The sequence below is a fragment of the Geodermatophilus maliterrae genome (assembly GCF_041018925.1).
In the GTDB taxonomy this organism is placed as follows: Bacteria; Actinomycetota; Actinomycetes; order Mycobacteriales; family Geodermatophilaceae; genus Geodermatophilus; species Geodermatophilus maliterrae.
This window is the reverse complement of sequence record NZ_JBFNXQ010000039.1, coordinates 16551-43178: the sequence shown is the minus strand read 5'-3', so window position 1 is coordinate 43178 and position 26628 is coordinate 16551. Positions and strand designations below refer to the sequence as shown.

28 protein-coding genes and 1 pseudogene are annotated in these 26628 nt (G+C 74.5%); 13 read left to right on the top strand and 16 right to left on the bottom strand.

Annotation, left to right across the window (positions count from 1 at the left end; translation table 11 throughout):
* Window positions 1-126: 126 nt before the first annotated feature.
* Both ABQ292_RS13650 and ABQ292_RS13645 read right to left on the bottom strand, forming a co-directional pair.
* Window positions 127-1875: an acetyl-CoA carboxylase carboxyltransferase subunit alpha gene (locus tag ABQ292_RS13650; RefSeq protein ID WP_369207202.1), complete on the bottom strand. Its 1749-nt coding sequence runs from the start codon at window positions 1873-1875 to the stop codon at window positions 127-129.
* Window positions 1876-1903: 28 nt separating this feature from the next.
* Entirely contained in the window at window positions 1904-2230 is a 327-nt protein-coding gene (locus ABQ292_RS13645) for a TcmI family type II polyketide cyclase (protein WP_204692405.1), read from the bottom strand.
* A 386-nt stretch (window positions 2231-2616) separates the two neighbouring features.
* On the opposite strand from ABQ292_RS13645, the gene ABQ292_RS13640 reads away from it, so the two are divergent.
* From ABQ292_RS13640 to ABQ292_RS13630, 3 genes are all read left to right on the top strand, one after another.
* Window positions 2617-3339: a LuxR C-terminal-related transcriptional regulator gene (locus ABQ292_RS13640; RefSeq protein ID WP_369207199.1), complete on the top strand. Its 723-nt coding sequence runs from the start codon at window positions 2617-2619 to the stop codon at window positions 3337-3339.
* Between the two features lie 397 nt (window positions 3340-3736).
* On the top strand, window positions 3737-4387 hold the full coding sequence (locus tag ABQ292_RS13635) for a response regulator transcription factor (protein WP_369207197.1): 651 nt from the start codon (window positions 3737-3739) through the stop codon (window positions 4385-4387).
* A gap of 558 nt (window positions 4388-4945) precedes the next feature.
* Window positions 4946-5572 carry a dihydrofolate reductase family protein gene (locus tag ABQ292_RS13630; RefSeq protein WP_369207195.1) on the top strand — a complete coding sequence of 209 codons (627 nt, stop codon included), beginning with the start codon at window positions 4946-4948 and terminating at the stop codon, window positions 5570-5572.
* Window positions 5573-5663: 91 nt separating this feature from the next.
* On the opposite strand, the gene ABQ292_RS13625 is transcribed toward ABQ292_RS13630, so the two are convergent.
* Window positions 5664-6818, bottom strand: coding sequence for an acyl-CoA dehydrogenase family protein (locus ABQ292_RS13625; RefSeq protein WP_369207193.1), 1155 nt, complete (start codon window positions 6816-6818; stop codon window positions 5664-5666).
* Window positions 6815-7687: an HTD2 family dehydratase gene (locus tag ABQ292_RS13620; RefSeq protein ID WP_369207191.1), complete on the bottom strand. Its 873-nt coding sequence runs from the start codon at window positions 7685-7687 to the stop codon at window positions 6815-6817. Before ABQ292_RS13620 ends, ABQ292_RS13625 begins: the two co-directional genes overlap by 4 nt.
* 129 nt (window positions 7688-7816) lie before the next feature.
* On the opposite strand from ABQ292_RS13620, the gene ABQ292_RS13615 reads away from it, so the two are divergent.
* On the top strand, window positions 7817-8893 hold the full coding sequence (locus ABQ292_RS13615; RefSeq protein WP_369207189.1) for an alkene reductase: 1077 nt from the start codon (window positions 7817-7819) through the stop codon (window positions 8891-8893).
* Between the two features lie 64 nt (window positions 8894-8957).
* On the opposite strand, the gene ABQ292_RS13610 is transcribed toward ABQ292_RS13615, so the two are convergent.
* The 3 genes from ABQ292_RS13610 to ABQ292_RS13600 form a co-directional block, all read right to left on the bottom strand.
* A complete protein-coding gene (locus tag ABQ292_RS13610) occupies window positions 8958-9485 on the bottom strand; it encodes an EAL domain-containing protein (protein ID WP_369207204.1) in 528 nt (175 codons plus the stop codon).
* Window positions 9452-10168: a GAF domain-containing protein gene (locus ABQ292_RS13605; RefSeq protein ID WP_369207187.1), complete on the bottom strand. Its 717-nt coding sequence runs from the start codon at window positions 10166-10168 to the stop codon at window positions 9452-9454. Before ABQ292_RS13605 ends, ABQ292_RS13610 begins: the two co-directional genes overlap by 34 nt.
* A 160-nt stretch (window positions 10169-10328) precedes the next feature.
* On the bottom strand, window positions 10329-10760 hold the full coding sequence (locus ABQ292_RS13600; RefSeq protein WP_369207185.1) for a MarR family winged helix-turn-helix transcriptional regulator: 432 nt from the start codon (window positions 10758-10760) through the stop codon (window positions 10329-10331).
* A gap of 91 nt (window positions 10761-10851) precedes the next feature.
* Here ABQ292_RS13600 and ABQ292_RS13595 point away from each other — a divergent pair, with 91 nt between their 5' ends.
* Both ABQ292_RS13595 and ABQ292_RS13590 read left to right on the top strand, forming a co-directional pair.
* Window positions 10852-11295, top strand: coding sequence for a DUF6069 family protein (locus tag ABQ292_RS13595; RefSeq protein WP_369207183.1), 444 nt, complete (start codon window positions 10852-10854; stop codon window positions 11293-11295).
* The gene (locus ABQ292_RS13590; RefSeq protein WP_369207181.1) at window positions 11295-11666 is read left to right on the top strand and encodes a PPOX class F420-dependent oxidoreductase; all 372 of its coding nucleotides are present in this window, start codon (window positions 11295-11297) and stop codon (window positions 11664-11666) included. The genes ABQ292_RS13595 and ABQ292_RS13590 overlap by 1 nt, the downstream gene beginning before the upstream one ends.
* Before the next feature lie 117 nt (window positions 11667-11783).
* On the opposite strand, the pseudogene ABQ292_RS13585 reads toward ABQ292_RS13590, so the two are convergent.
* From ABQ292_RS13585 to ABQ292_RS13575, 3 genes and pseudogenes are all read right to left on the bottom strand, one after another.
* Window positions 11784-12185 (bottom strand): annotated as a pseudogene (locus tag ABQ292_RS13585) (DUF3291 domain-containing protein); the annotation flags it as partial.
* A gap of 31 nt (window positions 12186-12216) precedes the next feature.
* On the bottom strand, window positions 12217-12897 hold the full coding sequence (locus ABQ292_RS13580) for a response regulator transcription factor (protein WP_369207179.1): 681 nt from the start codon (window positions 12895-12897) through the stop codon (window positions 12217-12219).
* Entirely contained in the window at window positions 12894-14036 is a 1143-nt protein-coding gene (locus tag ABQ292_RS13575) for a sensor histidine kinase (RefSeq protein WP_369207177.1), read from the bottom strand. The genes ABQ292_RS13580 and ABQ292_RS13575 overlap by 4 nt, the downstream gene beginning before the upstream one ends.
* A 187-nt stretch (window positions 14037-14223) precedes the next feature.
* Between ABQ292_RS13575 and ABQ292_RS13570 the strand changes: the two genes are divergently transcribed.
* Window positions 14224-15099, top strand: coding sequence for an ATP-binding cassette domain-containing protein (locus ABQ292_RS13570; protein ID WP_369207175.1), 876 nt, complete (start codon window positions 14224-14226; stop codon window positions 15097-15099).
* 47 nt (window positions 15100-15146) lie between these two features.
* A complete protein-coding gene (locus tag ABQ292_RS13565) occupies window positions 15147-15908 on the top strand; it encodes a hypothetical protein (protein WP_369207173.1) in 762 nt (253 codons plus the stop codon).
* Between the two features lie 89 nt (window positions 15909-15997).
* Here the strand turns inward: ABQ292_RS13565 and ABQ292_RS13560 are convergent, their stop codons facing one another.
* Window positions 15998-16828, bottom strand: a complete 831-nt coding sequence (locus ABQ292_RS13560; RefSeq protein WP_369207171.1) for an SDR family oxidoreductase — start codon at window positions 16826-16828, stop codon at window positions 15998-16000.
* A 215-nt stretch (window positions 16829-17043) separates the two neighbouring features.
* On the opposite strand from ABQ292_RS13560, the gene ABQ292_RS13555 reads away from it, so the two are divergent.
* Genes ABQ292_RS13555 through ABQ292_RS13535 form a run of 5 tightly spaced genes read left to right on the top strand, consistent with a single transcriptional unit; the run spans window position 17044 to window position 20352 of the window.
* Window positions 17044-18177, top strand: coding sequence for a serine hydrolase domain-containing protein (locus ABQ292_RS13555; protein ID WP_369207169.1), 1134 nt, complete (start codon window positions 17044-17046; stop codon window positions 18175-18177).
* Window positions 18178-18196: 19 nt separating this feature from the next.
* Window positions 18197-18757, top strand: a complete 561-nt coding sequence (locus tag ABQ292_RS13550) for a hypothetical protein (protein WP_369207167.1) — start codon at window positions 18197-18199, stop codon at window positions 18755-18757.
* 47 nt (window positions 18758-18804) lie between these two features.
* Window positions 18805-19023 carry a type II toxin-antitoxin system CcdA family antitoxin gene (locus tag ABQ292_RS13545; protein WP_369207165.1) on the top strand — a complete coding sequence of 73 codons (219 nt, stop codon included), beginning with the start codon at window positions 18805-18807 and terminating at the stop codon, window positions 19021-19023.
* A gap of 4 nt (window positions 19024-19027) precedes the next feature.
* Window positions 19028-19402: a type II toxin-antitoxin system VapC family toxin gene (locus tag ABQ292_RS13540; protein ID WP_369207163.1), complete on the top strand. Its 375-nt coding sequence runs from the start codon at window positions 19028-19030 to the stop codon at window positions 19400-19402.
* Window positions 19403-19413: 11 nt separating this feature from the next.
* Window positions 19414-20352, top strand: a complete 939-nt coding sequence (locus tag ABQ292_RS13535; RefSeq protein ID WP_369207161.1) for an oxidoreductase — start codon at window positions 19414-19416, stop codon at window positions 20350-20352.
* A gap of 77 nt (window positions 20353-20429) precedes the next feature.
* Here ABQ292_RS13535 and ABQ292_RS13530 read toward each other — a convergent pair whose 3' ends face one another.
* The 5 genes from ABQ292_RS13530 to ABQ292_RS13510 all read right to left on the bottom strand — a co-directional run bounded on the left by ABQ292_RS13530 (window position 20430) and on the right by ABQ292_RS13510 (window position 26540).
* Window positions 20430-21110 (bottom strand): SRPBCC family protein, encoded by a 681-nt coding sequence (locus tag ABQ292_RS13530; protein WP_369207159.1) that lies wholly within the window; start codon window positions 21108-21110, stop codon window positions 20430-20432.
* Window positions 21107-23524, bottom strand: a complete 2418-nt coding sequence (gene cutA / locus ABQ292_RS13525; protein WP_369207157.1) for an aerobic carbon-monoxide dehydrogenase large subunit — start codon at window positions 23522-23524, stop codon at window positions 21107-21109. The genes ABQ292_RS13530 and cutA overlap by 4 nt, the downstream gene beginning before the upstream one ends.
* A 43-nt stretch (window positions 23525-23567) precedes the next feature.
* Entirely contained in the window at window positions 23568-24083 is a 516-nt protein-coding gene (locus tag ABQ292_RS13520; protein ID WP_369207155.1) for a (2Fe-2S)-binding protein, read from the bottom strand.
* Window positions 24084-24159: 76 nt separating this feature from the next.
* A complete protein-coding gene (locus ABQ292_RS13515) occupies window positions 24160-25041 on the bottom strand; it encodes an FAD binding domain-containing protein (protein ID WP_369207153.1) in 882 nt (293 codons plus the stop codon).
* Window positions 25038-26540 (bottom strand): uracil-xanthine permease family protein, encoded by a 1503-nt coding sequence (locus ABQ292_RS13510; protein ID WP_369207151.1) that lies wholly within the window; start codon window positions 26538-26540, stop codon window positions 25038-25040. The genes ABQ292_RS13515 and ABQ292_RS13510 overlap by 4 nt, the downstream gene beginning before the upstream one ends.
* Between the last annotated feature and the right edge of the window lie 88 nt (window positions 26541-26628).

The following is a 26628-nucleotide window of genomic DNA, read 5'->3' as shown; positions in this document are numbered from 1 at the left end:
GCACGGTGAGCCGGCGCAGCTCGCCGGGCAGGGCGCGGGCCAGGGCCACGACCTCGTCGCGCAGGTCGGTCTCCGGCGCCGGGGCCGAGGCGCCGGTGCGGGGGGTGAGCTCGCTGGCGGACACCATCAGCTCCCCACCGGCTGCAGGGCCCGGCCGTCGTCCCCGCCGATGCGCGACAGCCGCCGGAAGCGGGTGTCGAGCAGCGTGGCCACGTCCAGACGGCAGACGTCCTCGAGCTCGCGGACCAGGGCTCTCCGCAGCAGGCGCGCCGCGGCGGCGGGGTCGGTGTGCGCGCCGCCCGGGGGCTCGGGCACCACGGAGGTGGCGATCCCCGAGGCGTGCAGGTGGGCCGCGCCGAGCCGCATCGCGCGGGCGGCGGTCGGTGCGGCCACCGCCGTCCGCCACAGGATGGCGGCGCACCCCTCGGGGCTGATGACCGACAGGTAGGCGTTCTCCAGCACGAGCAGCCGGTCCGAGGTGCACAGCGCGAGCGCACCGCCGCTGCCGCCCTCACCGGTGACCGCGGCCACGACCGGGACCCGCAGCCGGCTGCTGCGCATGATCGTCTCGGCGATGGCGTGCGACTGACCGCGCTCCTCGGCCTCCGGCCCCGGGTGGGCGCCGGGTGTGTCGACGAGGGTCACGACCGGCAGGCCGAAGGACTCGGCGTGGTCGAACAGCCGCATGGCCTTGCGGTAGCCCTCGGGGTGCGGCATCCCGAAGTCGCGGGCCACCCGCTCGCGGACGGTGTGCCCCTTCTCGTGGCCGATGACGACGACCGTGCGGCCGCCGATCGAGGCCACCCCGCCCACGACCGCGCGGTCGTCGGCGAAGGCGCGGTCGCCGTGCAGCTCGACGAAGTCGTCGAACGCCGTGTGCAGGTAGTCCAGCGTCGTGGGCCGCTCGGTGACCCGCGCCCGCTGCACGACGTCCCAGGGGTCGGCCCCCTCGCCCGCGCCGTCGGCGGTCCGGTCGTCGTCGGTCCCGCCGTCCACACCGGGTGCCGCGGCGTCGGCCAGGTCGTCGTCCGACGGCTCCCCGGCACCGGCCGCGTGCAGGGTGAGCAGGCGGATCAGCAGCGGCCGGATCTCCGCGCGGCTCTCCACGCGGTCGACCAGGCCGTGGGCCAGGAGGAACTCGGCGGTCTGGAAGTCGGGGGGCAGCTCGGCGCGGATCGTCTCCTGCACCACGCGCGGGCCGGCGAAGCCGACGTGCGCGCCCCGCTCGCCGACCAGGACCGACGCCAGGGTGGCGAAGGAGGCCGACACGCCGCCGTAGGTGGGGTCGGTGAGCACGCACACCGAGAGCAGCCCCGCCTCGCGCAGCCGGCCGAACGCCTGGCTGACGCGGGCCATCTGGAAGAGGGAGAACACGCCCTCCTGCATGCGGGCGCCGCCGCTGGCGCAGACGCACACCAGGGGCAGGCCCCGCTCGAGGGCGAGCTCGGCCGCGCCGCTGACCCGGCGGCCGACCTCGACGCCCATGCTGCCGCCGAGGAAGGCGAAGTCCATGACGGCGACGACCGCCTCGGCGCCCCCGATGCGGGCGGTGCCGACGACCACGGCCTCCGACTCGCCGGAGCGGCGCGCGGCCTCCTCCAGCCGCTCGGGGTAGTCGCGCAGGTCGCTGAAGGACAGCGGGTCGGACGCGCCGGGCGGGAACGCGGCCTCGTCGAAGCTGCCCGCGTCCACGAGCAGGGCGATGCGGGCCCGCGCGCTCAGCCGCAGGTGGTGGTCGCACTCGGGACAGACGTTCAGGTCCCGGTCGAGCCGCCGCCGGTAGAGCAGCCACCCGCAGGCGGGGCAGGAGATCCAGCCCGCCTGTCCGGTCGGACCGGGAACGGCCGGAGCCGGGGTCGCTGACGAACGTGTCATGGCGTGCCTCCTGTCCACCCGTGCGTGATCACTCGGGGGACGCCGTCCAGTGGTAGAAGCGCTGTGCCATCGCGTCCTGCGGTGAGCGCCAGTTCGGGTCGTAGGCCTCGATGTAGGGCCGCAGTTCCTCGCTCACGGAGCGGAAGGACGGCAGCGACTGGGCGATCCGCATCGCCTCCGGCGCGGGCCGGTCGAAGTCGATGAGGTGCACGTAGAGCTCGTGGAAGCGGTAGAGCGAGCGGGCTCGCACCCCGATCTCGTGCGGCATCGACGTGGCGTCGGAGCGGCCGAAGATGTCGGCCACCGTGTCGGCGTCGGCCGGCGCCATCTTCGCGATGATCATCGTCTGGTGCACGGGGTCTCCAGCGTCGTCACGGCCCCGTGAGGGGCGGAGGGGGTGTCGACGACGCTAGGTCGCGAAACCGGCCCCGGACACCGGCCATCCGTCGCCTTCACGGGCGGGTCCGGAGGGGGACGGTGGCGTGCGACCGCCCCGTCGCGGGGACCGCGACGCCCTCCGCGGGGACCGTCCCGCACCTCCGCGGGGAGCGGGTCCCCGTCCCCAGGGATGCCGACCCCCCGACTCAGGGAGTGGCCCCGGGGCCCTACCCGGGTATGAACTCGCCGGTGGGATCGCCGGCGCCCCGCCGCAAGTGGTGGCCAGCAGAGGGTCTGACCGCCTAACTTCGCCCCTCTGACCTGGCGACTCGCGCCTCGGGTGTGGGAGCGGAGCGGATGCACATGGGCGGACCGGATCAGGACGTCGTCGGTTCGGCCGTGGCCGGATCCGGCTCGTCGGTCCGGGTGCTCGTCTGCGACGACCACGAGGTCCTGCGGCACGGGCTGCGCACGGTCCTGCGCCGGGCTCCCGACCTGACCGTCGTCGCCGAGGCCGCCGACGTGGACGAGGCACTGTCGCTGGCCGCCACCGTCCGCCCCGACGTCGCCCTGCTGGGCCTCGAGACGCGCGGCCCCGGGGTCCAGGACCTCGTGCGGACGATGAGCGCGAAGGGGATCCGGGTCGTCCTGCTGGGCGAGGCCTGTGTCGGCAGCGACGCCGTCGAGGCGCTCAAGGCCGGGGCGCGGGGCTACGTGCACGTGGCCATCAGCCCGCAGCTGCTCATCGAGTACGTCCGCGCGGTGGCCCGCGGGGAGACCGTCCTCGACCCCAGCGTCACCGGCGAGCTCCTGAGCCAGCTGGACGGCGACCGGTCGGGGGACGGCGACGGTCCCGTGCACAACGCGCTGACCGCCCGGCAGCAGACCGTGGCCGGGCTCGTGGCGGAGGGTCTCTCCAACGCCGAGATCGCCGCCCGCCTGCAGGTGAGCCGGGCCACGGTCAAGGGACACATCACGGTCGCGCTGCGCCGGCTGAACCTCCGGGACCGGACCCAGCTCGCCATCCACGTGCACCGCGCCGCCCGGCCAGGGGAGGGGCCGGGGGGCCTGCCGGTCGAGGGCTGAGCTGGTCGTGCCCCTCGTCGCGCGCGAAAAGTGCTTCCGCTCCGGGCCAGCTGGGAGAACGCTGGAGGGGTCTGGCGGGGGGAGCCGGGGGGAGCGTCCCAAGATGACTGGGCGCAACCAGCTCGTGCACCACTACAGTCGGTCGAGTCCGGAGTAGACGGGCGAGTGTCGGAACGGCCGGGTCGCCGCGCGTGCGTGGTGGAGCCGGACTCAGGGGGACGACATGGGGAACGAGGTCTTCGCCACGGGGGCCGGGCTGAGAGCGCTGCACCAGCGCGGCCCGGGGGAGACGGGAGGCCGTTCCCACCCGACCGGAGCGGCGCGGCCGCCGGCACCACGAGGATCGGTCCGTCCGGCCCCGATCGGGCCGCACACCACCCGGCCGCCGACCACGCTGGTGTGCGTCCTGCTCTGCGAGGACCAGGAGGTCTTCCGGATCGGCATGCGGGAGGTGCTCGAGGCCGAGCCGGACATCGCGGTCGTCGCGGAGACCAGCCACCTCAACGACGCGCTCGAGGTCGTCGGCGGCATGCGGGGCCAGGTGGTCGTCGTCGTCCGGCAGGGGCTGGTCGCCGGTACCGCCCTGCCGCTGCTGCGGACCCTGTGCCAGCGGAACGCGGCGGTCCTCGTGCTCGCGGAGCCGGGGACGGTGCCCGAGCCGGAGCTCGTCCAGATCCTGCAGGCCGGCGTGCGCGGCTACCTGCCCCGTCGCTCCGACGCCCAGCGGCTGGTCGACGGCGTGCGGGCGCTGGCGCGGCACGAGGCCGCGCTCGACCCCACGGCGACGAGCCGGCTCGTGCAGTACCTGACCGCGCCCCACGAGCGGCCGGCACCCGCGTCGCGCGCCCTGGACCGGCTCACCGACCGCCAGCGCGAGGTCGCCGAGCTGGTGGCGCAGGGGATGAGCAACGAGGAGATCGCCCGCCGGCTGTTCCTCAGCCTGGCGACGGTCAAGAGCCACCTCACCGCGTCGATGCGCCGGCTCGACGTCCGCACCCGCACGCAGCTGGCCATCCTCGTCAACCGGGACCACTCGCCGGCCGCCTGAGCCGCCGGCTCGCCTGCCGGCCGGTGGCGCCCGGTGGCGGCCGGTGGCGTCGTCCACCGCGAGGCGGCGCCCCTCGTGACCGGGGACGCCGCCTCCGCCGGGAGGAGGGTGCCGACCTCATCCGCAGGTCGTGTCACGCCTCCTCCCCGGGTCGGGAGTCGCCCCCTGGGGAGCGTGCACCTCCACACCCGGGGCGGTCGACGTCCCGGTCCCGCCCCTGCGCGTCTCGGGCACCGGTGTGCAGGTCACCGACGCCGACGACCCCGTGGTCCGGGGCAACCGGATCACCGCACCTCCACGGGGAACGTGCTGTTCGACGTGTTCCTCGGCCGGCCGGGCTCCGGCCCGCTCCTGGCGGTGGGCGAGGCATCGTGTTCCGCGGCGACACCTGCGGCACCAGCCTCCCGCCGGGCACCTGCGGTGGCTGACCCTCCTCTCCCCGAGGGCCCCTCCCGACACCGGGAGGGGCCCTCGGCCCGTGCGGGTCCCGGACCGATGAGGAACGCCGCCGGGCGCCGTCTGCACCTCGACAGCGCCCACCTGCCGGAGGAGAGCCCGATGCGCCCGCTCGTCGTCACCACGTTCACCACGCTCGACGGGGTCGCGCAGGCCCCGGGCGGGCCGCAGGAGGACCCCTCCGGGGGCTTCCGCTGGGGCGGATGGCTCGTCCCGCACGCCGACGAGGCGTTCGGGCAGCAGATGGACGCCTGGTTCGCCGGCGCGGAGGACTTCCTGCTCGGCCGCCGGACCTACGAGATCTTCGCGGCGCACTGGCCGCACGTGGACGCCACCGGGGACCCGGTCGCCCAGGCGCTGCAGACGAAGCCCAAGCACGTCGCCTCGCGCACCTTGTCCTCGCTGGACTGGTCGACCGCCCGGCTGCTCGGCGACGACGTGCCGGCCGCCGTCCGCGCGCTGAAGGCCGCCGACGGCGGCGAGCTGCAGGTGCACGGCTCGATCGGCCTGGTGCAGACCCTGCTGGCCGAGGACCTGGTCGACGAGATCCGCACCATCGTCTTCCCGGTCACGCTCGGGGAGGGCAGGCGGCTGTTCGCGGACGGGACGGCGCCGCGGACCTGGCAGCTGGTCTCCTCGGCGACGACCTCGACCGGTGCCCTCATGTGCGCCCACCGGCGCACGGGTGAGGTGACCACCGGCTCGTACGCCCTGGAGGACCAGGGCTGACCGTCGCCCCTCGCGCGCCGGTCCCTCGACCGCTGTGGGCGCCCAGGCACCCGCGGCGTTCCCGCGGGAACGCCTCCCGGGTGCCGATCCCTCAGTCGAGCCCGCCGCGGGCGACCAGCTGGCGGGCGATGACGTCGCGCTGGATCTCGTTGGTGCCCTCGCCGACGATCATGAGCGGGGCGTCGCGGAAGTAGCGCTCGACGTCGAACTCGGTCGAGTAGCCGTGCCCGCCGTGCACGCGGATGGCGTCCAGCGCGATGCGCATCGCGGCCTCGGAGGCGAACAGCTTGGCCATGCCGGCCTCCATGTCGCAGCGCCGGCCGGTCTCGTACCGCTCCGCGGCGTAGAGGACCAGCTGGCGGGCGGCAGTCAGGTCGGTGGCCATGCCGGCCAGCAGGTTGCCCACCGACTGGTGCCGCCAGATCGGCCTGCCGAAGCTCTCCCGCTCCTGGGCGTAGCGCAGCGCGTCGTCCAGTGCCGCCTGGCCGACGCCGACCGCGCGGGCGGCCACCTGGATCCGGCCGGTCTCCAGGCCCTTCATCATCTGCGCGAAGCCGTGCCCCTCCACCCCCCCGAGGACGGCGTCGGCCGGTGCCCGGTACCCGTCGAAGGTGAGCTCGCAGCTCTCGACGCCCTTGTAGCCGAGCTTGGGCAGGTCCTTCGACACGGTCAGCCCCGGCCCGTGCCCGACCAGCAGGATCGACACCCCCGCGTGCCGCGGCTGCGCGTCCGGGTCGGTCTTGCACAGCAGGGCGATGAGCTGCGAGCGGCGGGAGTTGGTGATCCAGGTCTTGGCGCCGTCGACGACGTAGCCCCCGCCGTCCCGCCGGGCGACGGTGGTCATGGCCTGCAGGTCCGAGCCCCCGCCGGGCTCGGTGAGCGCCATCGTCGCGCGCACCTCACCGGTGGCCATCCGCGGCAGCCAGCGGTCCTGCTGCTCGCGGGTGCCGAACGCGACCAGCAGCTTGGCGACGACGGTGTGCCCGCCCATCGCCCCGGCCAGCGACATCCAGCCGCGGGCCAGCTCGGCGGTGACCAGCGCGTAGCAGGGCATCGACACCGGCGCCCCACCCCACGGCTCGGGCACCGCCAGCCCGAAGACACCCAGCTGCTTCATCTGCTCGATCAGCGCCTCGGGGTACTCGTCCGCGTGCTCGAGCTCCCGGGCGACCGGCCGCACCTCGCGGTCGACGAACTCCCGGACGGCGGCGACGACGTCGCGCTCCTCGGTGCTCAGCTCGGTCATCGGGAGGTCCCTCCGGGAGACAGGTGCACCGAGCCGGTGATCGACGCGGCCGAGCCGCGCGCGGCCGCGGTCAGCTCCAGGCGGTCGCCGTCGGTCCGGCCGGTCGCGCGCACCGGCGTGCCCGCGTAGGCCGGGCGGGTCAGCCGGTGGGCGAAGGAGGTCACGGCCCGGTCCGGGGAGTGCCGGCGCGGGACCTCGAGCAGCAGCAGGGCGAGCAGCGGGCCGTGCACGACGAGGCCGGGGTGGCCCTCGACGCCGGTGACGTAGGGGTGGTCGTAGTGGATGCGGTGCGCGTTGTAGGTCAGCGCGCTGAAGCGGAACAGCAGCGGCGCGTCCGGGACCAGCTCGACGGCGGGGCCGGTGCCGTCCTCGGCGACCGGTGTCCCCGCGCCGGCCGGCGCCGGCGACGAGCCCGCCCGCTGGGAGCGGTAGACGACGTCCTGCTCCTCGGCGAGCAGCAGCCGGCCGTCCTCGCGGTACTCGCTGCGCACGGTGACCAGCAGCATCTCGCCGCTGCGCCCCTCCTTCGCCTCGCGGCGGACCAGCGACGAGGTGCGGACGACGGTGGCGCCGACCCGCAGCGGCGCGGTGACCTCCATCCGTCCCCCGGCGATCATGCGGCGGCGGTGGGGGACCGGCGGGAGGAAGTGCCCGTCGCGCGGGTGGCCGTCCTCGCCGAGCTCGGCGGTGGCCGGGCGGTCGAGGAAGGTGAACCAGTGCCAGCCCGGCGGCAGGGGGTCGCCGTCGTCGCGGACGGGGGAGGGCATGTCGAGGACGGCGGCGAAGGCGGCCGCGGGGCCGGGGTCGATGCGGGCGGAGTCGGTCACCGGGCCGGGGGCCCAGCCCTCGACGGCGGACAGCAGCGTCACGGTGCCCCTCTCGGACGGCGGTGGACACGACGACCGTCGTCCACCGGGGCCGCCGGGGCAACGAGCGGCGGCGGCGTGAGGCCGGTCGCACCCCGGAATGGTGCGGCGCGGTGGGGTGTCGGAACCCCCGTGGACATCTTCTCCCCCGTGACCCTGGGCGACCTCGAGCTGGCCAACCGGGTCGCCATGGCGCCGCTGACCCGCATGCGGTCCGGTGCGTCCGGCGTCCCCGGTGACCTCGTCGTCGACTACTACGCGCAGCGGGCCGGCATCGGCCTGATCATCACCGAGGGCACCTACCCGACCATCGAGGGCAAGGCCTTCGTCGGCCAGCCCGGCATCGTCACCGACGAGCAGGTCGAGGGCTGGCGCCGCGTCGCCGACGCCGTCCACGCCCGCGGCGGCACGGTCGTCGTGCAGGTCATGCACGGCGGCCGGGTGACCCACCCCGACGTCAACGGCGGCCACCGCGTCGTCGCCCCGAGCGCGATCGCCATCGACGGCGCGGGCCACACCGAGAAGGGCAAGCAGCCCTACCCGGTGCCGCACGCGCTGACCACCGACGAGGTCCGCGCCACCGTGCAGGACTTCGTCCGCGCCTCCGAGCGCGCGATCGAGGCCAGCCTGGACGGCGTGGAGATCCACGGCGCCAACGGCTACCTGCTGCACGAGTTCCTGTCGCCGGCGTCCAACGTGCGCGACGACGAGTACGGCGGCACGCCGGAGAACCGTGCCCGGTTCGTCGTCGAGGTCGTCACGGCGGTCGCCGAGGCCATCGGTGCCGGCCGCGTCGGCCTGCGGATCTCGCCGGAGCACGACATCCAGGACGCCTACGAGACCGACCGCGACGACGTCCGCGCCACCTACGGCACGCTGGTCGACCAGCTGCGGCCGCTCGGGCTGGCCTACCTCTCGGTGCTGCACGGCGAGCCGGCCGGTGACCTGGTGCAGGAGCTGCGGATGCGCTCCGGCGGGCCCCTCATGGTCAACAGCGGCTTCCGCTCGGTGACGACCCGGGACGAGGCGATCGCCCTGATCGAGGCCGCGCACGCCGACGTCGTCGCCGTGGGCCGGGCGGTCATCGCCAACCCCGACCTGGTCGAGCGCTGGGCCGGCGCGCACCCGGAGAACGAGCCCAGGCCGCACCTGTTCTACGCGCCCGGCGCCGAGGGCTACACCGACTACCCGACGCTGCGCGCCAGCTGAAGGACCCCCCTCCTCCCCGCCCCTCGCCCGCGCGGGGCGGGGAGGAGGGACCGTGCAGCGCCCCTCACCCCGCCAGGGATGCCGCGGCCGGCGCGGTGCGGACCGTGCCCTCGTCCACGAGGGTGTGGGCGGGCGCCGGCCGGCCGAAGAACCAGCCCTGGCCGCCGTCCACGCCGAGGGTCTGCAGGACGGCGTGCTCGGCCGCCGTCTCCACGCCCTCGGCGACGACGGAGACGTCGCAGCCGTGGGCGACGTCGACCAGCGACCGGGCCAGCCTGGCGAGGACCGGGTCGGAGTCGACGCCGCTGACGATGCTGCGGTCCATCTCGATCACGTCCGGGTCGGCCATGACGATGTGCCGCAGGCTCGCGAAGCCGGCGCCGACGTCGTCGATGGCCAGCCGCATGCCGCGTGCGCGCAGCGGGGCCAGCGCGGCCTCCAGCGCGGCGTAGTCGTGGACCGGGTCGTGCTCGGAGAGCTCGAGCACCACGCGGTCCAGCGGCAGGCCCGCCAGCAGCTCGACGCACATCGGCGTCACCACGGTCTGCGGTGAGACGTTCATGGACACGTAGCCGGACACCTCGTCGAGCAGCGCCGCGGCGCGGCGGAGGGCCAGCAGCTCGAGGCGGTGCCCTGCCCGATGCCGTGCGCCTCGGCGAAGACGACGTCGGGCGTGCGGCCCCACTCGGCGGGGAAGCGGCTGAGGGCCTCGGCACCGTCGCGGGCGCCGGTGCCGAGGCCGACGATGGGCTGCAGGACGACGTCCGGACCGCCGGCGGCCATGACCGGCGCGAGGCGGTCGCTGACCCGGGCCTGCCGCTGCTCGAGCCGGACCAGGGGCTCGACCACCATGGCGGCGGCGTCGGCGAGCACCTCGACCAGGGCCAGGTCGCGCGGGGAGGGCTCGGGGTCGGTGACCAGGCCGAAGGCGCAGAAGGTGCCGTACACGGCGCCGTCGCTGAGCACCACGGGGACGCTGGCGTGCCCGCGGATCTGCGGCAGGTCGACCGGGTGCAGGCGCACGGCCTCGGGGACGTCCCGGGCGTCGGGCATGACCTTCGGCAGGCGGCCCTCGACGACGGCCAGGCAGAAGCCGCTGTCCCGCGGACCGGAGTAGCCGGCCCGGATCCCGGCGACCACCGAGTCGACGACCTCCGTGGTGCGGGTGGTCTCGTCGATGCGGCTCAGGAACGCGACGCCGAGGTCGAGCTTGCAGCGGGCGGTGCGCAGCAGCTGGACGATCTGCCGCTCCGCCTCCGAGCGTTCGTGCTGCACGCCACCTCCATGCGACGTCCCTGTCCGTGTGATCGGCACCGTAGGACGCCCGACTCGCCACCGCAGACGGACTCGTTCCGCTCATCACTCACACGAGGTGGCGGCACGCTCACGGAACGCCATCATCACGCAACCTCCGCCCCTTGGTCCAGTGGGTCGCTCACGCGCGCGGGTCGAGGCCGGTCGCCATCTCGCCGAGGAGGGCGGTGGCCCGGTCGCGGTCGCCGGACAGCCCGGACAGGGTCCGCTCGGCGAGCTCGCACCACGCCGCCTGGAGCGCCGGCATCAGCGACCGGCCGCGGTCGGAGAGCTCCACGATGGTCGCCCGCCCGTCGGTCGGCGACGGGCGGCGGACGAGCAGGCCGGCGCTCTCCAGCTTGCGCACGCTGCCGGTGATGGTGGGCGGCTCGCAGCCGCTGGCCGCCGCCAGCTGAGCCTGCGTCCGCTCACCGTGCGCGTGCAGCTCGAGCAGCAGGACCTCCTGGCCGGGGTGCAGTCCCAGCGGGGCCAGCAGCCCGGCCGCGGCGGCACGGTGGCGCATCGCCAGGGCGCGGACGGCGTCGTTGACCTGCTTGGCGGCGGTGGAGTCCACGGCTCACCCCTCTTGCGGCATCGATGGTTATGCGCCTAACGTTCAAGTATTCCGTTAGGTAGCTAACGAATTCTACCGAGAGAGGTGTCCCGTGACCACGTCCGCACCTGCACCTGCACCTGCACCGACCGTCGTCCCGAGCGACCGGCGAGGTCGCGTCGCCGTCCGTCCCGCAGCCCTCGCGGTCGTCGGCGGGGTGGCCGCGGCGACGCTCGCCTGGACCGTCGCCGTCCCGCTGCTCGGCGTGGACCCCCGGGTCGGCGTCCCCGGTGGCGAGCAGCCGGTGGGTGCCGGGTCGGTCGTCGTGGCGGCCGCGGTGGCCGGCCTCCTCGGCTGGGCGCTGCTCGCGGTCCTGGTGCGGGTGTCGCCACGTGCCACGACGGTGTGGCGGGCCGTCGCGCTGGTCGTGCTGCTGCTCTCGTTCGGTGGCCCGGTCGCCATGGGCGTCGGGACGGCGTCGGTCGTCGTCCTCCTCGCCCTGCACGCCGCCGTCGCCGCCGTGCTCGTCCCGCTGCTGCCGCGGGCGGTGCGGTGATGACGACGCCGGCCGGGGCCCGGGTCCGCTTCAGCGAGGCCGAGCTGGCGTACCTGCTGGGTGAGCGGCGGCTCGGCCGGCTGGCGACGGCGGACGCGTCGGGGCAGCCGCACGTGGTGCCGGTCGGGTGGAGCTACGACGCGGAGCTGGGGACCATCGAGGTCAGCGGGCGGTCCTTCTCCTCGACGCGCAAGTACCGCAACGCGCGGGCCAACCCCAAGGCGGCGTTCGTGGTGGACGACGTCCTGCCGCCGTGGCGCCCCCGGTGCGTGACCGTGCAGGGGGACGTGGAGGTCGTCGAGCCGCCGGACGGCGAGGCGGTCATCCGCATCCACCCGCGCACGATCGTGTCCTGGGGTCTCGACGCCTGAGCGTCCCCGACCACCTGAGGGCGGTCCCGGCAGCCGTCGGTGCCGCCCTCGGCGCGTGCTCAGGCCGGGCAGACCCAGTCGTCGTCGGTGCGCTGCTCGACGTCCTGCCCGGGTGGGGGGAACGCCGGCGGGCACCCACCACAGGACGGTGTGGGCCTCGCGCACGTGCGTGAACCACTCGCGCCGGCGCCGCACGACCTCGGCGTGGAAGCCGCCGTAGACGTAGGCGGCCAGCGCCTCCAGTGACTCCCAGACGCTCATGTTGACGATCAGCCGGTCGTCGCCGAACCCGCGGACAGCGGTGGCGTCGCCGTCCTCGGTCTGCAGCCGCCAGACGAAGCCGGGTGAGGCGTCGGCCAGGGCGTTGACCGGCTCGAGCAGCTCGACGAACCCGGCGAGCCGGGCGGAGGTCAGCGGCTCGGCCGGCAGGGCGATGTCGAGCTGCGCGGTCTGGTACCCGTGGCGTCCGGCACGGCGGCGACCCCAGCCGCCCGGCCCGGGCTCCGGAGCGGGGTGCACGGATCTCGCGGACGTCCCGGCGGGAGGTCCCTCAGCCCTCGAGCAGGCCGGCCTCGTGGGCGAGGATGGCCGCCTGCGTGCGGTTGGCCAGGTCGAGCTTGGCGAGCAGCCGGGAGACGTAGGTCTTCACGGTCGCCTCGCTGACGTACAGCCGCCTGGCCAGCTCGGCGTTGGACTCCCCGCTGCCGAGCAGTCGCAGCACCTCCCGCTCACGGTCGGAGAGCTCGCGGATGCGGCGCAGCGCCTGGGCCCTGCGCGGGGCGGCCCGCCTGTCCACGTAGGACTCGATGAGCGCGGCGGTGACCTTCGGCGACAGGGTGGCGGTGCCGTCGGCGACCGCCCGCACCGCGGCCGCGATCTCCCGGGGCGGGGTGTCCTTGAGCAGGAAGCCGGCGGCCCCGGCAGCGAGCGCCGCGTACACGTACTCGTCCACGTGGAAGGTCGTGAGGACGGCGACCTGCGGCGGGTCGGGCAGCGCGAGGATCTGCCGCGTCGCCGTCAGCCCGTCCATCACCGGCATGCGGATGTCGAGGAGCACGACGTCGGGCCGCAGCTCCCGGGCCGCCCGCACCCCCTCGGCACCGTTGCCGGCCTCGGCGACCACCTCGAAGCCACCCGTCGACTCCAGCACCGTGCGGAGCCCGAAGCGCACGAGCTCCTCGTCGTCGACCAGCAGCACGCGGATCGGCGTCCCCGTCGGCGTCCCCGTCATGCCGGGAGCACCGCCTCGACGAGGAAGCCGCCGTCCAGGCGCGGCTCGGTGCGCAGCCGGCCGCCGAGCGTGCGCACCCGCTCGCCCAGGCCCACCAGGCCGAACCCGCCGCCGCTGCCCGGGGGAGCCGGCGCGCGGGGGGCGCCGTTCACCACCCGGACGACCACCTGGTCCGGTTCCCGGCAGACGTGCACGGTCACCGCTGCACCCGGGGCGTGCTTGCCGGCGTTCGTGAGGGCCTCCTGCACGATGCGGTAGGCCGCCCGGGACACCGCGGGCTCCACGGGGAGGGCGTCGGCCGGCCGACGGGTCAGCTCGACGGTCATCCCGGCGGCCCGGCACTCCTCCACCAGCCGCTCGAGGTCGTCGAGGCCGGGCTGCGGGGTCAGCGGGGCAGCGTCGTCCTCGCCGGCGCGCAGGACCCCGACCGCCTGCCGCAGCTCGTCGAGCGCCTGGCGCCCGGCGGACTGCACGTGGCAGGCGAGCTGCTCGACCCGCTCCCGGTCGGCCGCCGCCATCTCGATCGCGCCGGCCTGCAGCACCATGAGGCTCACCCGGTGGCCGACGGCGTCGTGCATCTCCCGGGCGATGCGGGCGCGCTCGGCGGCGATGGCCTCGCGCGCCAGCAGCTCCCGCTCGGCCTCGGCCCGTTCGGCCCGCTCGGTGAGCGCCACCATCAGGTCCGCCCGGGCGCGCACCCAGGCACCGATCGCGCCGGGCAGCAGCACGATGAACGCGACGGCCGCCAGCCCGCCGACCACCTCGCCCACGGAGGGGGCGGTCCAGAACTGGCCGACGGCGATCGACCCGGCGACCCCGGCGACGACCCGGGCGGGCCACCGGCCCGTGTAGCGCCCCACGGCGTAGGCGCCGATCGGGAGGGCTCCGCCGATCGGCGGTGACACGGCGCCCAGCGCGGCGGCCAGCAGGAACGGGACGAGTGGCGCCCTCCGACGCAGGAACAGGAGGACGACGCCGAGGACGACCGATGCGGTGGCCGCCGTGGACACCGGGACCTGGTCGGGGCCGGGGGTCCACGAGACCGCGCTGACGCTGAGGGCGCCGAGGACGGCGAGGAGCACCTCGAACCAGACGCCGCGTGCCGGGAGCCCCGGCCACAGACGCGCGCGGAGCCCCATGGGCAGCAGCGTAGGGCGGTGATCGTGTCGTGCGGGTCGGCCGCGGGATGACCGCCCGGGTCGACTTCCGGATGACACGGGAGCGACGTCCGACCAGCGCACTCGCTGCTCTCGACCGACGCGGAGGAGGCGTGCGCCGGCGTTCTCTGTGCAGCACCACCACAGCGGACGAGGGAAGGAACCCCTGATGATCACGGTCAGCGGACTGACCAAGGAGTACGGCGGCCGGACGGTCGTCGACCGGGTGTCGTTCGAGCTGGAGCCCGGCACGGTAACCGGCTTCCTCGGCCCCAACGGCGCCGGCAAGAGCACCACGATGCGGATGATCACCGGGCTGGTGCCCGCGTCGTCCGGCACGGCGACGGTCGCCGGCCGGCCCTACACCTCGCTCCCCAACCCGGGGGCGGTCATGGGCACCCTGCTCGACGCCGCGGCGGTGCACCCCGGCCGTACCGGGCGGACCCACCTGCGGCTGCTGGCCGCGACGATCGGCGTCCCGGCGACACGGGTCGACGAGGTCCTCGAGCTGGTCGACCTCACCGCCGCGGGGGGTCGCCGGATCGGCGGCTACTCGCTCGGCATGCGGCAGCGGCTCGGGATCGCGGCGGCGCTGCTGGCCGACCCGCCGGTGCTGATGTTCGACGAGCCGGCCAACGGCCTGGACCCGGAGGGCATCCGCTGGATGCGTGACCTCCTGCGCGGCCACGCGGCCCGCGGCGGGACGGTGCTGCTGTCCAGCCACCTGCTCGGCGAGGTCGAGCACACCGTCGACCGCCTGCTGGTCATCGGCTCCGGCCGGATCGTCGCCGACGGCCCGATCGGCGAGCTCCTGGCCGGCGACGGGACGGCGGTGCGGGCGGCCGACCCGGCGTCCTTCGAGACGGCGCTGTCGCAGGCCGGGCTCGAGGTCCACCACCGGGACGGCGACGTCCTCGTCGTGCCCGGTGCCGGCCCGGAGCGGATCGGCGCGCTGGCGGCGGCCGGCGGACACGCCCTGATCGACCTGCGGCCCTCCGAGCAGGGCCTGGAGGAGCTGTTCTTCCAGCTCACCGACGCGCGATGACCCGCACTCCCCCCACCACCTCCACGTCCCAGAGAGAGGCACCAGCCATGAGCACCACCCTCGCCCCCGCCGTCGTCCCGGCGGCCGGATCGACGGCACGACGGACCGGTCCGTCCCTGCCCGGGCTGATCGGCCTGGAGATCCGCAAGTCCCTGTCCACCCGCTCCGGCAGGTCGGTGGCGGCGCTGGCCGTGCTGGTCGGCCCGCTCGGCGTCCTGCTGGCCACCATGACCAGCGGTGGCGGGGTCGTCGCCGCGATGGCCCTCGGCATCATGGGGATGCTGATCGCGCTGGTCCTGCTCGCCCTCGGGGTGCTCTCCACCGCGGGGGAGTGGACGCACAGGAGCGTGCAGACGACGTACCTGCTGGTCCCGCAGCGGGGGCGGGTCCTGGCCGCGAAGGCCGTGGCCATGGCGCTGCTCGGGCTGGTGCTCGCCGCGCTCGGCGTCGGTGCAGCGGTCGGGGCGCTGGCGCTGTTCACGTCCGGGGTCTCGTGGTTCGCGGCCGGCCAGGCCGTGGTCGCGGTCATCGCCTCCGGGGCGGCGTTCGCCGTCATCGGGGCCGGGATCGGCGCGGCGGTGGGCAACTCGGCGGCCGCGCTGACCGGGACCTACCTGACGCTGCTCGGCATCCTGCCGGTGCTGAACTCGGTCGAGCCGGAGGTCGCGGCCAAGCTGGACCCGGCGAGCGCGATCGTCACGCTGGCCCAGCACGGTGCGGCGACGACGCCGATCGCGGTGATCGCCGGCTGGGTGGTCGTGTCGACCGTCGCCGGGGTGCTCGTCACCCGCCGCCGCGCGGTGGCGTGACCCGCGGGATCACCACACGCCGAGGGCCCCCTCGATCCCGTCGACAGGGCCCTCCGCGTGTGTCCGGGTCCGTCGGGCCCGCGAGCGCGTCAGGCCGTGCTGCCGTGGGCGGCGACGGAGACCGGCTCCCACTCCCGCCAGGTGGCCAGGCGGGACTCGTAGTCGCGGGTGGCGATGGCGAGCGGGCCGTCACCGAAGAAGACCCGCAGCGGCGGGTCCTCGGCGTCGACGACCCGGAGGACCGCCGCGCGGGTCGCCACCGGGTCGCCCGGGTCGCCCGCCCGGGCCCTGCGCTGCTCGGCGGCCTTCTCGCGGAAGGTGTCGTAGGCCGGGTCGGGGGTGGCGTGCCTGGCCGAGGCGCCGCCCCAGTCGGTGGAGTACGCGCCGGGCTCGATGATCGTCACCTTGATCCCGAAGTCGGCGACCTCGGCGGCGAGGGACTGGCTGAGGGCCTCCAGCGCCCACTTCGAGGCGTTGTAGATGCCGATGTTCGGGAACGCGCTGATCCCGCCGATGCTGCTCACCTGCAGGACGTGGCCGGATCCCTGCGCGCGCAGGTACGGCAGCGCGGCCTGGGTGACGAAGAGCGCGCCGAGAACGTTGGTGTCGAACTGGGCGCGGGCCTCGGCCTCGGAGACCTCCTCGACCATCCCGAACTGGCCGTAGCCGGCGTTGTTGACGACGACGTCGAGCCGGCCGAAGTGGTCGTGCGCCCGGGCGACGGCGGCGAACACGGCGTCCCGGTCGTCCACGTCGAGCGCGATCGGCAGGACCGCGTCGCCGAACTGCGCGACCAGGTCGTCGAGGGTCGTCGTGTCGCGGGCGGTGGCGGCGACGGTGTCGCCGCGCTCCAGGGCGGCGATCGTCCACTCGCGGCCGAAGCCGCGGGACGCGCCGGTGATGAGCCAGGTCTTGGGCACGGGTGCTCTCCTCGCACGGGAACGGCGGACGCTCGCGGACGTCGTCGTCCGGAGGCGCTCGACTGCGCTGGGCGGCCGGCCGTCGGGCGACGGCGCCGGCCACTGACGGGACGAAGGACGACGCCCGGGGATCTGTTCCGCGGGTGTGCGGGATCCGTGGCGTGGTCTGATCCCTGGGGCGCGACACCGCGGTCGTGCCAGGACGAGGAGGTTCCATGGCCGAGGTGCACGGCAGCTGCGACGACCGGTTCTCAGGGGTGCGGGAGGCGCTGGCGCGGCAGCTGGACGGCGACGAGCTGGGCGCGTCGATCGCCGTCGACCTCGACGGGGAGACCGTCGTCGACCTGTGGGGCGGGTACCGCGACGAGGAGCGGACGACGCCGTGGACCGAGGACACGATCGTCAACGGCTGGTCGACGACGAAGACCGTGCTCGCGCTCGCCGCGCTGGTGCTGGTGGAGCGCGGCGAGCTCGACGTCTACGCGCCGGTCGCCGACTACTGGCCGGAGTTCGCGGCCAAGGGCAAGAAGGACGTCGAGGTGCGGCACCTCCTGTCGCACACGTCGGGCGTCTCCGGCTGGGACCCGCCGTTCTCGATCAGGGACATGTACGACTGGCAGACCTCGACCGAACGGCTGGCCGCGCAGGCGCCCTGGTGGGAGCCGGGGACGGCGTCGGGCTACCACGCGAACAACCAGGGACACCTGGTCGGCGAGGTCATCCGGCGGATCTCCAACACGACGTTCAGGCAGTTCGTGGCCGACCGGATCGCCAGGCCGCTGGGCGCGGACTACCAGATCGGGGCCCGCGAGGCGGACTGGGACCGGATCGCGCCCGTCGTCCCGCCGCCGCGTACGGACGACGACCCGCAGACGCCGGACCCGGAGTCGGTGATGGTCAAGACCTTCACCGGGCCGGTCTCCTCGGCGAAGGCCGCGAACTCGCCGGAGTGGCGCCGGGCCGACCTGGGCGCGCTCAACGGGCACACGAACGCCCGGGGACTGCTGCGGGTGATGCGGACGATGTCGCTCGGCGGTGAGGTCGGCGGCGTGCGGCTGCTGTCGCCGGAGACGATCGACCTGGTCTTCGACCAGCAGTCCGACGGCGTGGACCTGGTGCTCGGGGAGCCGTTCCGCTTCGGCATCGGCTACTGCCTCGGGTCGCCGATCGTCCCGTACGTGCCCGAGGGGCGGACCTTCTTCTGGGGCGGCTGGGGAGGGTCCATGATCGTCATGGACCTCGACCGCCGGCTGACGATCAGCTACGTGATGAACCGGATGGCGCCGGGCATCCTGGGATCGGACCGCAGCGAGGCATACATCCGGGCGGTGTACGCCGCGCTCGGCTGAGGCCTGGGGGAGGCGCGGCATGGACCTCGACGACGTGGTGCCGGTGGCCGACCACGTGACCCGTCAGTCGCGGGTGATCGACGCGCGGCCGTCCGTGGTGTGGGAGGAGCTGCACCGGCTGAGGCTCTCGTCGATGCCGGTGTCCCTCCTGCTCAGCGCGGTGCGGGCCCTCCCGGTGCTGCTGACGGGCAGGGGGCGCCGCCATGGCGGGCTCGATCGGACCTTCCTCGACGTCGTGCCGATCCCGGAGCTGGCTTCCGACCCGCCCTCGCACGTGGTGTTCGGCGGCGTGCTGCAGCCCTGGCGGCTGGCCGGTGGGAAGCGACCGCCGGTGCTGGACGCCGCGGGCGTCCGGGAGTGGTCGGAACCGGGCTGGGTGAAGGTCGGCATGGAGTTCCGCCTGGCGCCGGCCCTCGGTGGCACGCGGCTGAGCTGCGAGACGCGGATCGTCGCGACCGATGCGCCGACGCGGCGGCGCTTCGGCCTCTACTGGCTCGCCGTCCGGCCGGGCAGCTCGGCCATCCGCTGGGAGCTGCTCACCGCCGTCGCCATGCGGGCGGAGGCACGCGCCGGCAGCTGAGGTCACCGGTGGATCGAGAGAGTGTGTACCTTGTGTGTATGCCTCGGGTGAACATCTACCTGCCGGACGACCTCGCGGCCGCGGTGCGGGCGGCGGGGCTCAATCTGTCCTCCCTGACGCAGGACGCGATCAGGCAGCAGCTCGCCGGTCGGACGACGGATGCCTGGTTGGCCACACTCGACCCTCCATCGCTCGAGGTGTCCCACGACGACGCACTCGCTGCGCTGGACGCGGCGCGGGAGGAATCCGCGACGCGGCATGGCTGAGGTCGTGCTGGACGCCTCGGCGTTCGTGGACCTGCTCCTGGGCAACCCCCTCGGCCGTGCCGTCCGCACGCGGCTCGCCGGCGAGTCCCTCCAGGCCCCCGGTCACATCGACGCCGAGGTGCTGCCCGCGCTCGGGCGGCTCAGCCGTGCTGGCGACCTGGACGACGACACGGTGACGCGACTCCTCGGACGCGTGGTCGACGCCCCGATCGAGCGCCATCCGGTTCAGGACCTGATCGCGGGAGCCTGGGCTCGGCGCCACCAGTTGCGTCTGGCAGATGCCCTCTACGTCGAGCTGGCGGCCGTGCGCAGAGCTGTCCTCGTGACGACCGATCGTCGGCTGAGACCTCTGCCGATGGTCGACGTCGTGATCGCGTAGGGGGACGGCGCATGGCCTGGACCCAGCGCGACATCCCCGACCTGGGCGGGCGGACGGCGGTGGTGACCGGGGCGAACGGTGGGCTGGGCCTGCAGACGGCGCTGGCGCTGGTAGGTGCGGGCGCGCACGTGGTCCTCGCTGCGCGGGATGCGGAGAAGACGGCGGCTGCCGAGGCGCGGATCCGGTTGACCCACCCGTCGGCGTCCCTGCAGGTGGTGCCGCTGGACCTGGGCGACCTGTCGTCGGTGGCCGCGGCCGCGCGGGAGGTGCTGGACCGGTACGTGCGCGTGGACCTGCTGGTGAACAACGCCGGGGTGATGGCGGTGCCACAGCGGACGACGGCCGACGGGTTCGAGGTGCAGCTCGGCGTGAACCACCTGGGGCACTGGGCGCTGACCGCGCACCTGGTGCCGGCGCTGCTGCGGGCGCCGGCGGCGCGGGTGGTGACGGTGACGAGCACGGCGCGGCACCGGGCCCGGCGGCTGGACCCGGCCGACGTCCACCTCGAGCGGGGCTACGGGGCGTGGGCGTCGTACGCGCGGTCGAAGACGGCCAACCTGCACTTCGGCCTGGGGCTGCAGCAGCGGTTCTCGGCAGCCGGTGTCGCGGCGAGGAGCCTGCTGGCGCACCCGGGGCTGACGAACACCGACCTGCAGGCGCGTGCGGTGCGCGAGGGCGGCGCCGGCCGGCTGGGTCCGGTCTTCGAGCTGGTGACCGCGCGGTCGGGGATGTCGCCGTTCGAGGGCGCCCGGCCGCAGCTCCGGGCCGCGACCGACCCGCGGGCCCGTGGCGGGGAGCTGTACGCACCGCGGTACGGCTCGCACGGCCCGCCCGTGCGGCGGCCGGTCCTGCGCCGGCTCCACCTGCAGGAGCAGATCGACGTCCTGTGGCAGGTCTCCGAGCGCGAGACCGGCATCCCACTGGACGTCGGCGCCGGTCGAGGGGGGTGAGCAGCGTGCTCCCGCCGAGATCACCACACGCTGAGCGCCCCCTCGATCAGGTCGAGAGGGTCCTCAGCGCGTCCTCGTCAGTCCCTGCGGCGGCCGAGGAGCCAGCCGACGACGACGCCGAGGAGGGTCAGGCCGGCACCGCCGATCGCGCCGACGGCGAGCGTCCGCAGGTCAGCGGCCACGGCGGCGGGAGCGCCGGGCGCTTGGAGCGCGGGCGTTCCCGCGGGGACGGGTGCGGCCCGGGTCGGCGCGGCCGACGGCGCCGTCGTCGAGCTCACCGCGGCGGACGTCGGACGTGGCGCGGCCGGAGCAGCAGCCGCACCGGTCAGCTCGGCGTCGATCGCGGTGAAGAACTGGCCGGCCATCCGCTTGGCGACACCGGTGATCATGCGCTGACCCACCCCGGCCACCGGCCCGCCCACGACCGCGTCGGCCGAGTAGGTCAGCGTCGTCGTGCCGGCGTCCGACGGCACCAGCTCGATGGCCACCTTGGCCCGCAGGTTGCCCGGCGCCCCGGCCCCCGAGGCGTGCATGACGTAGGACGACGGCGGCTGCTGGTCGGTCAACCGCACCTCACCGGCGTAGGTCCCGCGGATCGCGCCGACGCCGACCGTCACGTCCATCCGGTACTCGTCGTCGCCCACCCGCTGCAGCGACCCGCACCCGGGGATGGTCCGCGCCAGCACCTCCGGGTCGGTGAGCGCCGCCCACACCCGGTCCGGGGACCCGTGCAGCACCGCCGAGCCGTCGAGGTTCACGCACGCACTCCCGTCCTGCGGGCGGACGCCGCCGTCCGCTCCGCCGTCTCGTCCCGCACCAGGTCGTACAGCTCCGACGGCGAGATCGGCATCGCCGCCACCCGCCGTCCCACCGCGTCCTCGATCGCCGACGCCAGCGCCGCCGACCCCGGGATCACCCCCGCCTCCCCGGCGCCCTTGATCCCCAGCGGGTTCAGCGGCGACGGCGTCTGCTGGTGGTCGATCACCACGTCGGGTACCTCGGAGGCGTAGGGCATGAGGAAGTCCATGAACGACGCGTTCTGCAGCTGCCCGTCGGCGTCGTAGGCCATCCGCTCGTACAGCGCTCCGCCCACGCCCTGCGCCACCCCGCCGTGCACCTGGCCCTCGACGATCATCGGGTTCACCACGTTGCCGCAGTCGTGCACCACGGCGTACGTGACGACGTCGATCTCCCACGTCTGCGGGTCGACCTCCACCACCGCCGCGTGCGCGCCCGAGGCGAACGTCGACCGGATCGGCGAGTAGTAGTCGCGGTACTCGAGCCCCGGCGCGTCCCCGGCGGCCACCGGCGGCTTCGAGTCGTCCCCGGGCCCGGCGAACTGCGTCGCCTGCTTGGCCGCCTCGTCGAACGCGTACCGCAGCGGGTTGGACAGCACGGCGACCGTGCGCAGCGGGATCGACGTCCCCGGCGTCCCCTTGACCTGCACCAGGCCCTCGTCGATCTCCAGGTCGCCCGGGTCGGCCTCCAGGACGTCGGCGGCGATCCGCAGCGCCTTCTCCTTCACGCCCCGGGCCGCCAGTGCCACCGCGTTGCCGCTCATCACCGCCGCCCGCGAGGCGAAGGTGCCGACCGCGTAGCCGAAGCGCCGGGTGTCACCGGTGTGCACCTCGACGTCCTCCATCGGCACCCCGAGCTCGGAGGCGACGATCTGCGCGAACACCGTCTCGTGGCCCTGCCCCTGCGAGGTCAGCCCGGTGGACACCAGCACCTTGCCGCTGCCGAGCACCTGCACGTGCCCGCCCTCGTAGGGCCCCGGCCCGGTGCCCTCCACGTACAGCGCCATCCCGACGCCGAGCAGCTTCCCGCGACCGGCGGCCTCGGCCCGCATGGACTCCGCCTGCTCCCAGCCGACCAGCGCGGTCAGCTTGTCGAGCAGCCCCGGGTAGTCGCCGGAGTCGTAGACGACCGGCCGGCCGTCCTGGAACGTCAGGTGCTGGTCGTAGGGGAACTGGTCGGCCTGGATGAGGTTGCGCCGGCGGACCTCGGCCCGGTCGAGCCCGAGCGCGTCGGCGATGCGGTCCATCGTCCGCTCCATGGCGAAGCAGCCCTGCGGCCGCCCGGCGCCGCGGTAGGGCGTGACGATGACGGTGTTCGTGTACAGGCTCTCCACGACCACCCGGTACACGGGGATCACGTACGGCCCGACCAGCTGGGTCGCCGTCACGATGGGCACGATGATCCCGTAGGGCGTGTAGGCGCCGTTGTCGTGCCAGACGTGCACGTCGAGCGCGGTGATCCGGCCGTCGTCGTCGTACCCGACGGTGATCTCCTGCCGCTGCCCGCGCTCGTGCGCACTGGAGATGAAGTGCTCGCGGCGGTCCTCGGCCCACTTCACCTCGCGGCCGAGCCTGATGGCCGCCATGGGCACGAGCAGCTCCTCGGGCCACGGGTGCACGATCTTGACGCCGAAGCCGCCGCCGACGTCCGGCGCGATCACCTCGACCCGGTCCAGCGACAGCTCGAGCTTCGCCGCGATCGCCGCGCGCACCGACGTCGAGGCCTGGGTGCTCGAGTACACGCGCAGGCTGGCGTCGTCGGCGTCCCAGCGGGCGTGCACGCCCTTGCCCTCCAGCGGCGTGCACGCGCTGCGCTCGATCGTCTGGGTGAACGTCAGCGTGTGCGGCGAGGCGGCCAGCGCCGGCTCGACGTCGCCGGTCTCCTGGTGGTGCCGCGCGGCGACGTTGTCCGGGACGTCCTCGTGCACGGCGGCCCGTGCCTCCCGGGCGACGTCGAGGCCGACGACGACGGGCAGTTCCTCGTAGCCGACGACGATGCGCTCGGCGGCGTCCTCGGCCACGTACCGGTCGGTGGCGACGACCATGACGACCGGCTCGCCGACGTGGTTGACCACGCCGTTCGCCAGCGGGTAGCCGGTGCGCGGCGCGTGCAGCTGCGGGTGCGGGATGAGCACCGGCAGCGGCTCGGCCATCGGGCCGGTGAGGTCCTCGTAGGTGTAGATGGCGACCAGGCCCTCGACGTCCAGGGCACCCTCGACGTCGACGTCGAGGATGCGGGCGTGCGCGTGCGGGCTGCGGACGAAGGCGGCGGCCAGCGCGCCGGCGCCGATGTCGTCGAGGTAGCGCCCCCGGCCGGTGATCAGCCGGGCGTCCTCGCGGCGGCGGACCGGCTCCCCGAACAGCTTGGTGGTCACGCGGTGGCCCCCCCGGGTGCCAATAGCGCTACAAAGGCACCCATCAGGCGTCCCGCATCGCGGCGGCGGCATGGCGGACGGCCTTCTTGATGTTGGCGTAGCCGGTGCAGCGGCAGAGGTTGCCGCCGACCAGGTCGTCGACCTCCTCCTCGGTGATCTCCGCGGAGCGGTCCCGGGCCTCCAGGCCGGCGGCGATCGTCACCAGGAAGCCCGGCGTGCAGTAGCCGCACTGCAGCGCGTGGCACTCGCGGAAGGCCTCCTGCACCGGGTGCAGCACCTGCCCGCCCTGGTGGTCGTCGCGGGCCAGCCCCTCGACCGTGGTCACCGCGCCGCCGTCGACCTGTACGGCCAGCACGAGACACGAGCGCACCGGGTCGCCGTCGACCAGCACCGTGCACGAGCCGCAGACGCCGTGCGCGCAGCCGACGTGCGTGCCGGTCAGCCCCAGGTCGTCGCGCAGCAGGTCCGACAGCACCCGGCGCACCGGCACCCGCGCTTCACGTGGAACACCGTTGACGGTGAGCGACACGGTCCGCTCCGTGTCGACGGAGGTGCTCATGCGGTGGTCCTCTCTGTGCCCACGGCTCGGTTCCGGGCTCGCTCCGCTCCTCGGTCGCTGGCGCTCCCTGCGATGCTCACTCGCCCGTCACCTTCGCGGCAGCTTCCGCGGCCGCCTCGGTCAGTGTGCGTTCGGTCAGCACACCGACCAGCAGCCGTCGGTAGTCGGCGGTGGCGTGCAGGTCGGTGTCGGGGTCGACGAGCGAGCGGGCCAGCGCACCCGCGGCGGACCAGTCGGCGCTGTCGACCGGCTTGCCGGCCACGGCCTCGGTGAGGTCGTGCACCTCGGGCACCGGCCCCACCGACAGGTAGGCGGCGTGCACGGCGCTCACCCGGTGGTCCTCGTCGAGCGTGACGACGACGCCCGCCCCGCAGACGGCGTAGTCGCCCCTGCGCCGCGCGATCTCCGCGAACGCCGTCCCCGACCGCGCCGGCAGGGCGGGGAAGAAGGCGTCGACGACGACCGCCGGGCCGCTCAGCGAGGTCTCCAGCGGCCCGACGAACAAGTCCCGCCAGCCGACCTCCGACCGGCCGGACGGCGTCGCCACGGTCACCGAGCCTCCGGTCAGCGCGAGCACCGCGGTCATCTCGCCGGAGGGGTCGGCGTGCGCGATCGAGCCGACCGTCGTCCCGCGGTTGCGGATCGCCGGGTGCGCCACGTTCGCCGTCGCCCGCGCCAGCAGCGGCTGCACCCGGGCGGCGGGCCCGTCGCGCAGCAGCGCGGCGTGCCGCACCAGCGCGCCCACCCGGACGCCGTCCGCGCTCGCCTCGACCCCCTCGAGGCCGGGCACCCGGTTGACGTCGACCAGCGTGGTCGGCGCCGCGAGCCGCATGGACAGCAGCGGCAGCAGCGACTGGCCGCCGGCGAGCACCTTGGCGCCCGCCCCCTCCGCGGCGAGGACGTCGAGCGCCTCGGCGAGCGAGCCGGGGTCCGCGTAGCGGAAGGGCGCCGGTTTCACCGGTCGCGCGTCCCCTTGGGAGTGTCGACGCCGGCCCGGGTGTCGATGCCGGGGCGACCGACCTCGTCGACCGACGACGGGTCGGAACCGCCCCGGGCGTCGGCGTAGCCGCCCCCGGGGCCGCCGTGGGAACCCAGCGAGGAGCCGCTCTCGGGAACGCTCCCCTCGCGGAGCAGCGCGGCCTTCATGTCCGCCGGCGCGAGCGCGCGGGCCACGTGCCAGGCGACCACCGCGACGATCGACCCGAGCGCGATGCCCTGCAGGGAGAAGTCGTCGGTGATGGTGAGCGTGACGTTGCCGATGCCGATGATGATGCCCGCGGCGAGCGGCACCAGGTTGATCGGATTGGCGAAGTCGACCCGGTTCTCCTTCCAGATCTTGGCGCCCAGCAGGCCGATCATCCCGTAGAGGACGACGGTGATCCCGCCCAGCACCCCGCCCGGGACGATGCTGATCAGCGCACCGAACTTGGGGATCAGGCCCAGCAGGATCGCCACGACGGCGGCCACGTAGTAGGCCGCGGTCGAGTAGACCCGGGTGGCGGCCATGACGCCGATGTTCTCGGCGTAGGTCGTGGTGGGGGAGCCACCCACCGACGTCGCGAGGACCGTGCCCACACCGTCGGCGAACACCGCCCGGCCCATCACCGGGTCGAGGTCGCGCTTGGTCATCTCCGCGACCGCCTTCACGTGCCCGACGTTCTCCGCGACCAGGGCGATGACGGCCGGCAGCACCAGCAGGCTGAAGTTCAGCGAGAACGTGGGGAAGGTGAACTGGGGCAGACCGAACCAGTCGGCCTCGCCCACGGAGTCGAAGTTGATCCGCTCACGGGTGCTGACCTGGCCGGTGCCGTCGGGCGAGGTGATGTCCCCGGCCGTGACGTCCAGCAGCACCGAGAGCAGGTAGCCGAAGACCAGCCCGAGCAGGATCGAGATGCGGGCGATGAAGCCCCGCAGCGCCAGCGACGCGACGATGACGAACGCCATGGTGGCCAGGGCCACCCACTGGTCCTGCGGCCAGTAGATGCCGGCCGCGACCGGGGCCAGGTTGAACCCGATCAGCATGACCACCGCGCCGGTGACGGCCGGGGGCAGCACCTTGTTGATGACGCCGAGCCCGGCGACGTGGATGAGCACACCGACGAGGGCCAGGGCGACGCCCGCGACGAGGATCGCGCCGACGACGTCGCTGGACTCGCCACCGTTGGCCCGGATCGCCGCGACCCCACCGACGAAGGCGGCGCTGGTGCCCAGGTAGCTGGGCACCCGGCCCTTCACGATGAGCAGGAAGACGATCGTCGCGATGCCGCTCATCATGATCGCGAGGTTGGCGTCGAGCCCCATGATCAGCGGGAAGACGAACGTCGCGCCGAACATGGCGACGACGTGCTGCGCACCGATGCCGACGGTCCGTGGCCAGGACAGCCGCTCGTCGGGGGCGACCGCCTCACCCAGTGGTGGGGTCCTGCCGTCCCCGTAGAGCTTCCAACCGAACGCCATGGGACCTCCTCGACGGGGCTTGCCGATGCGGTCCGGGAGGTGCGCGCCCACCCCCGGGAGGCCGTCAATGTGTCACGGGGCCCCGACA

Coding starts and splice junctions, on each gene's coding strand:
- ABQ292_RS13550 (WP_369207167.1), top strand. CDS start 18,197: ATGGACCTCGACGACGTGGTGCCGGTGGCCGACCACGTGACCCGTCAG.
- ABQ292_RS13650 (WP_369207202.1), bottom strand. CDS start 1,875: ATGACACGTTCGTCAGCGACCCCGGCTCCGGCCGTTCCCGGTCCGACC.
- ABQ292_RS13520 (WP_369207155.1), bottom strand. CDS start 24,083: ATGAGCACCTCCGTCGACACGGAGCGGACCGTGTCGCTCACCGTCAAC.
- ABQ292_RS13570 (WP_369207175.1), top strand. CDS start 14,224: ATGATCACGGTCAGCGGACTGACCAAGGAGTACGGCGGCCGGACGGTC.
- ABQ292_RS13630 (WP_369207195.1), top strand. CDS start 4,946: ATGCGCCCGCTCGTCGTCACCACGTTCACCACGCTCGACGGGGTCGCG.
- ABQ292_RS13580 (WP_369207179.1), bottom strand. CDS start 12,897: ATGACGGGGACGCCGACGGGGACGCCGATCCGCGTGCTGCTGGTCGAC.
- ABQ292_RS13575 (WP_369207177.1), bottom strand. CDS start 14,036: ATGGGGCTCCGCGCGCGTCTGTGGCCGGGGCTCCCGGCACGCGGCGTC.
- ABQ292_RS13510 (WP_369207151.1), bottom strand. CDS start 26,540: ATGGCGTTCGGTTGGAAGCTCTACGGGGACGGCAGGACCCCACCACTG.
- ABQ292_RS13565 (WP_369207173.1), top strand. CDS start 15,147: ATGAGCACCACCCTCGCCCCCGCCGTCGTCCCGGCGGCCGGATCGACG.
- ABQ292_RS13640 (WP_369207199.1), top strand. CDS start 2,617: ATGGGCGGACCGGATCAGGACGTCGTCGGTTCGGCCGTGGCCGGATCC.
- ABQ292_RS13555 (WP_369207169.1), top strand. CDS start 17,044: ATGGCCGAGGTGCACGGCAGCTGCGACGACCGGTTCTCAGGGGTGCGG.
- ABQ292_RS13590 (WP_369207181.1), top strand. CDS start 11,295: ATGACGACGCCGGCCGGGGCCCGGGTCCGCTTCAGCGAGGCCGAGCTG.
- ABQ292_RS13625 (WP_369207193.1), bottom strand. CDS start 6,818: ATGACCGAGCTGAGCACCGAGGAGCGCGACGTCGTCGCCGCCGTCCGG.
- ABQ292_RS13535 (WP_369207161.1), top strand. CDS start 19,414: ATGGCCTGGACCCAGCGCGACATCCCCGACCTGGGCGGGCGGACGGCG.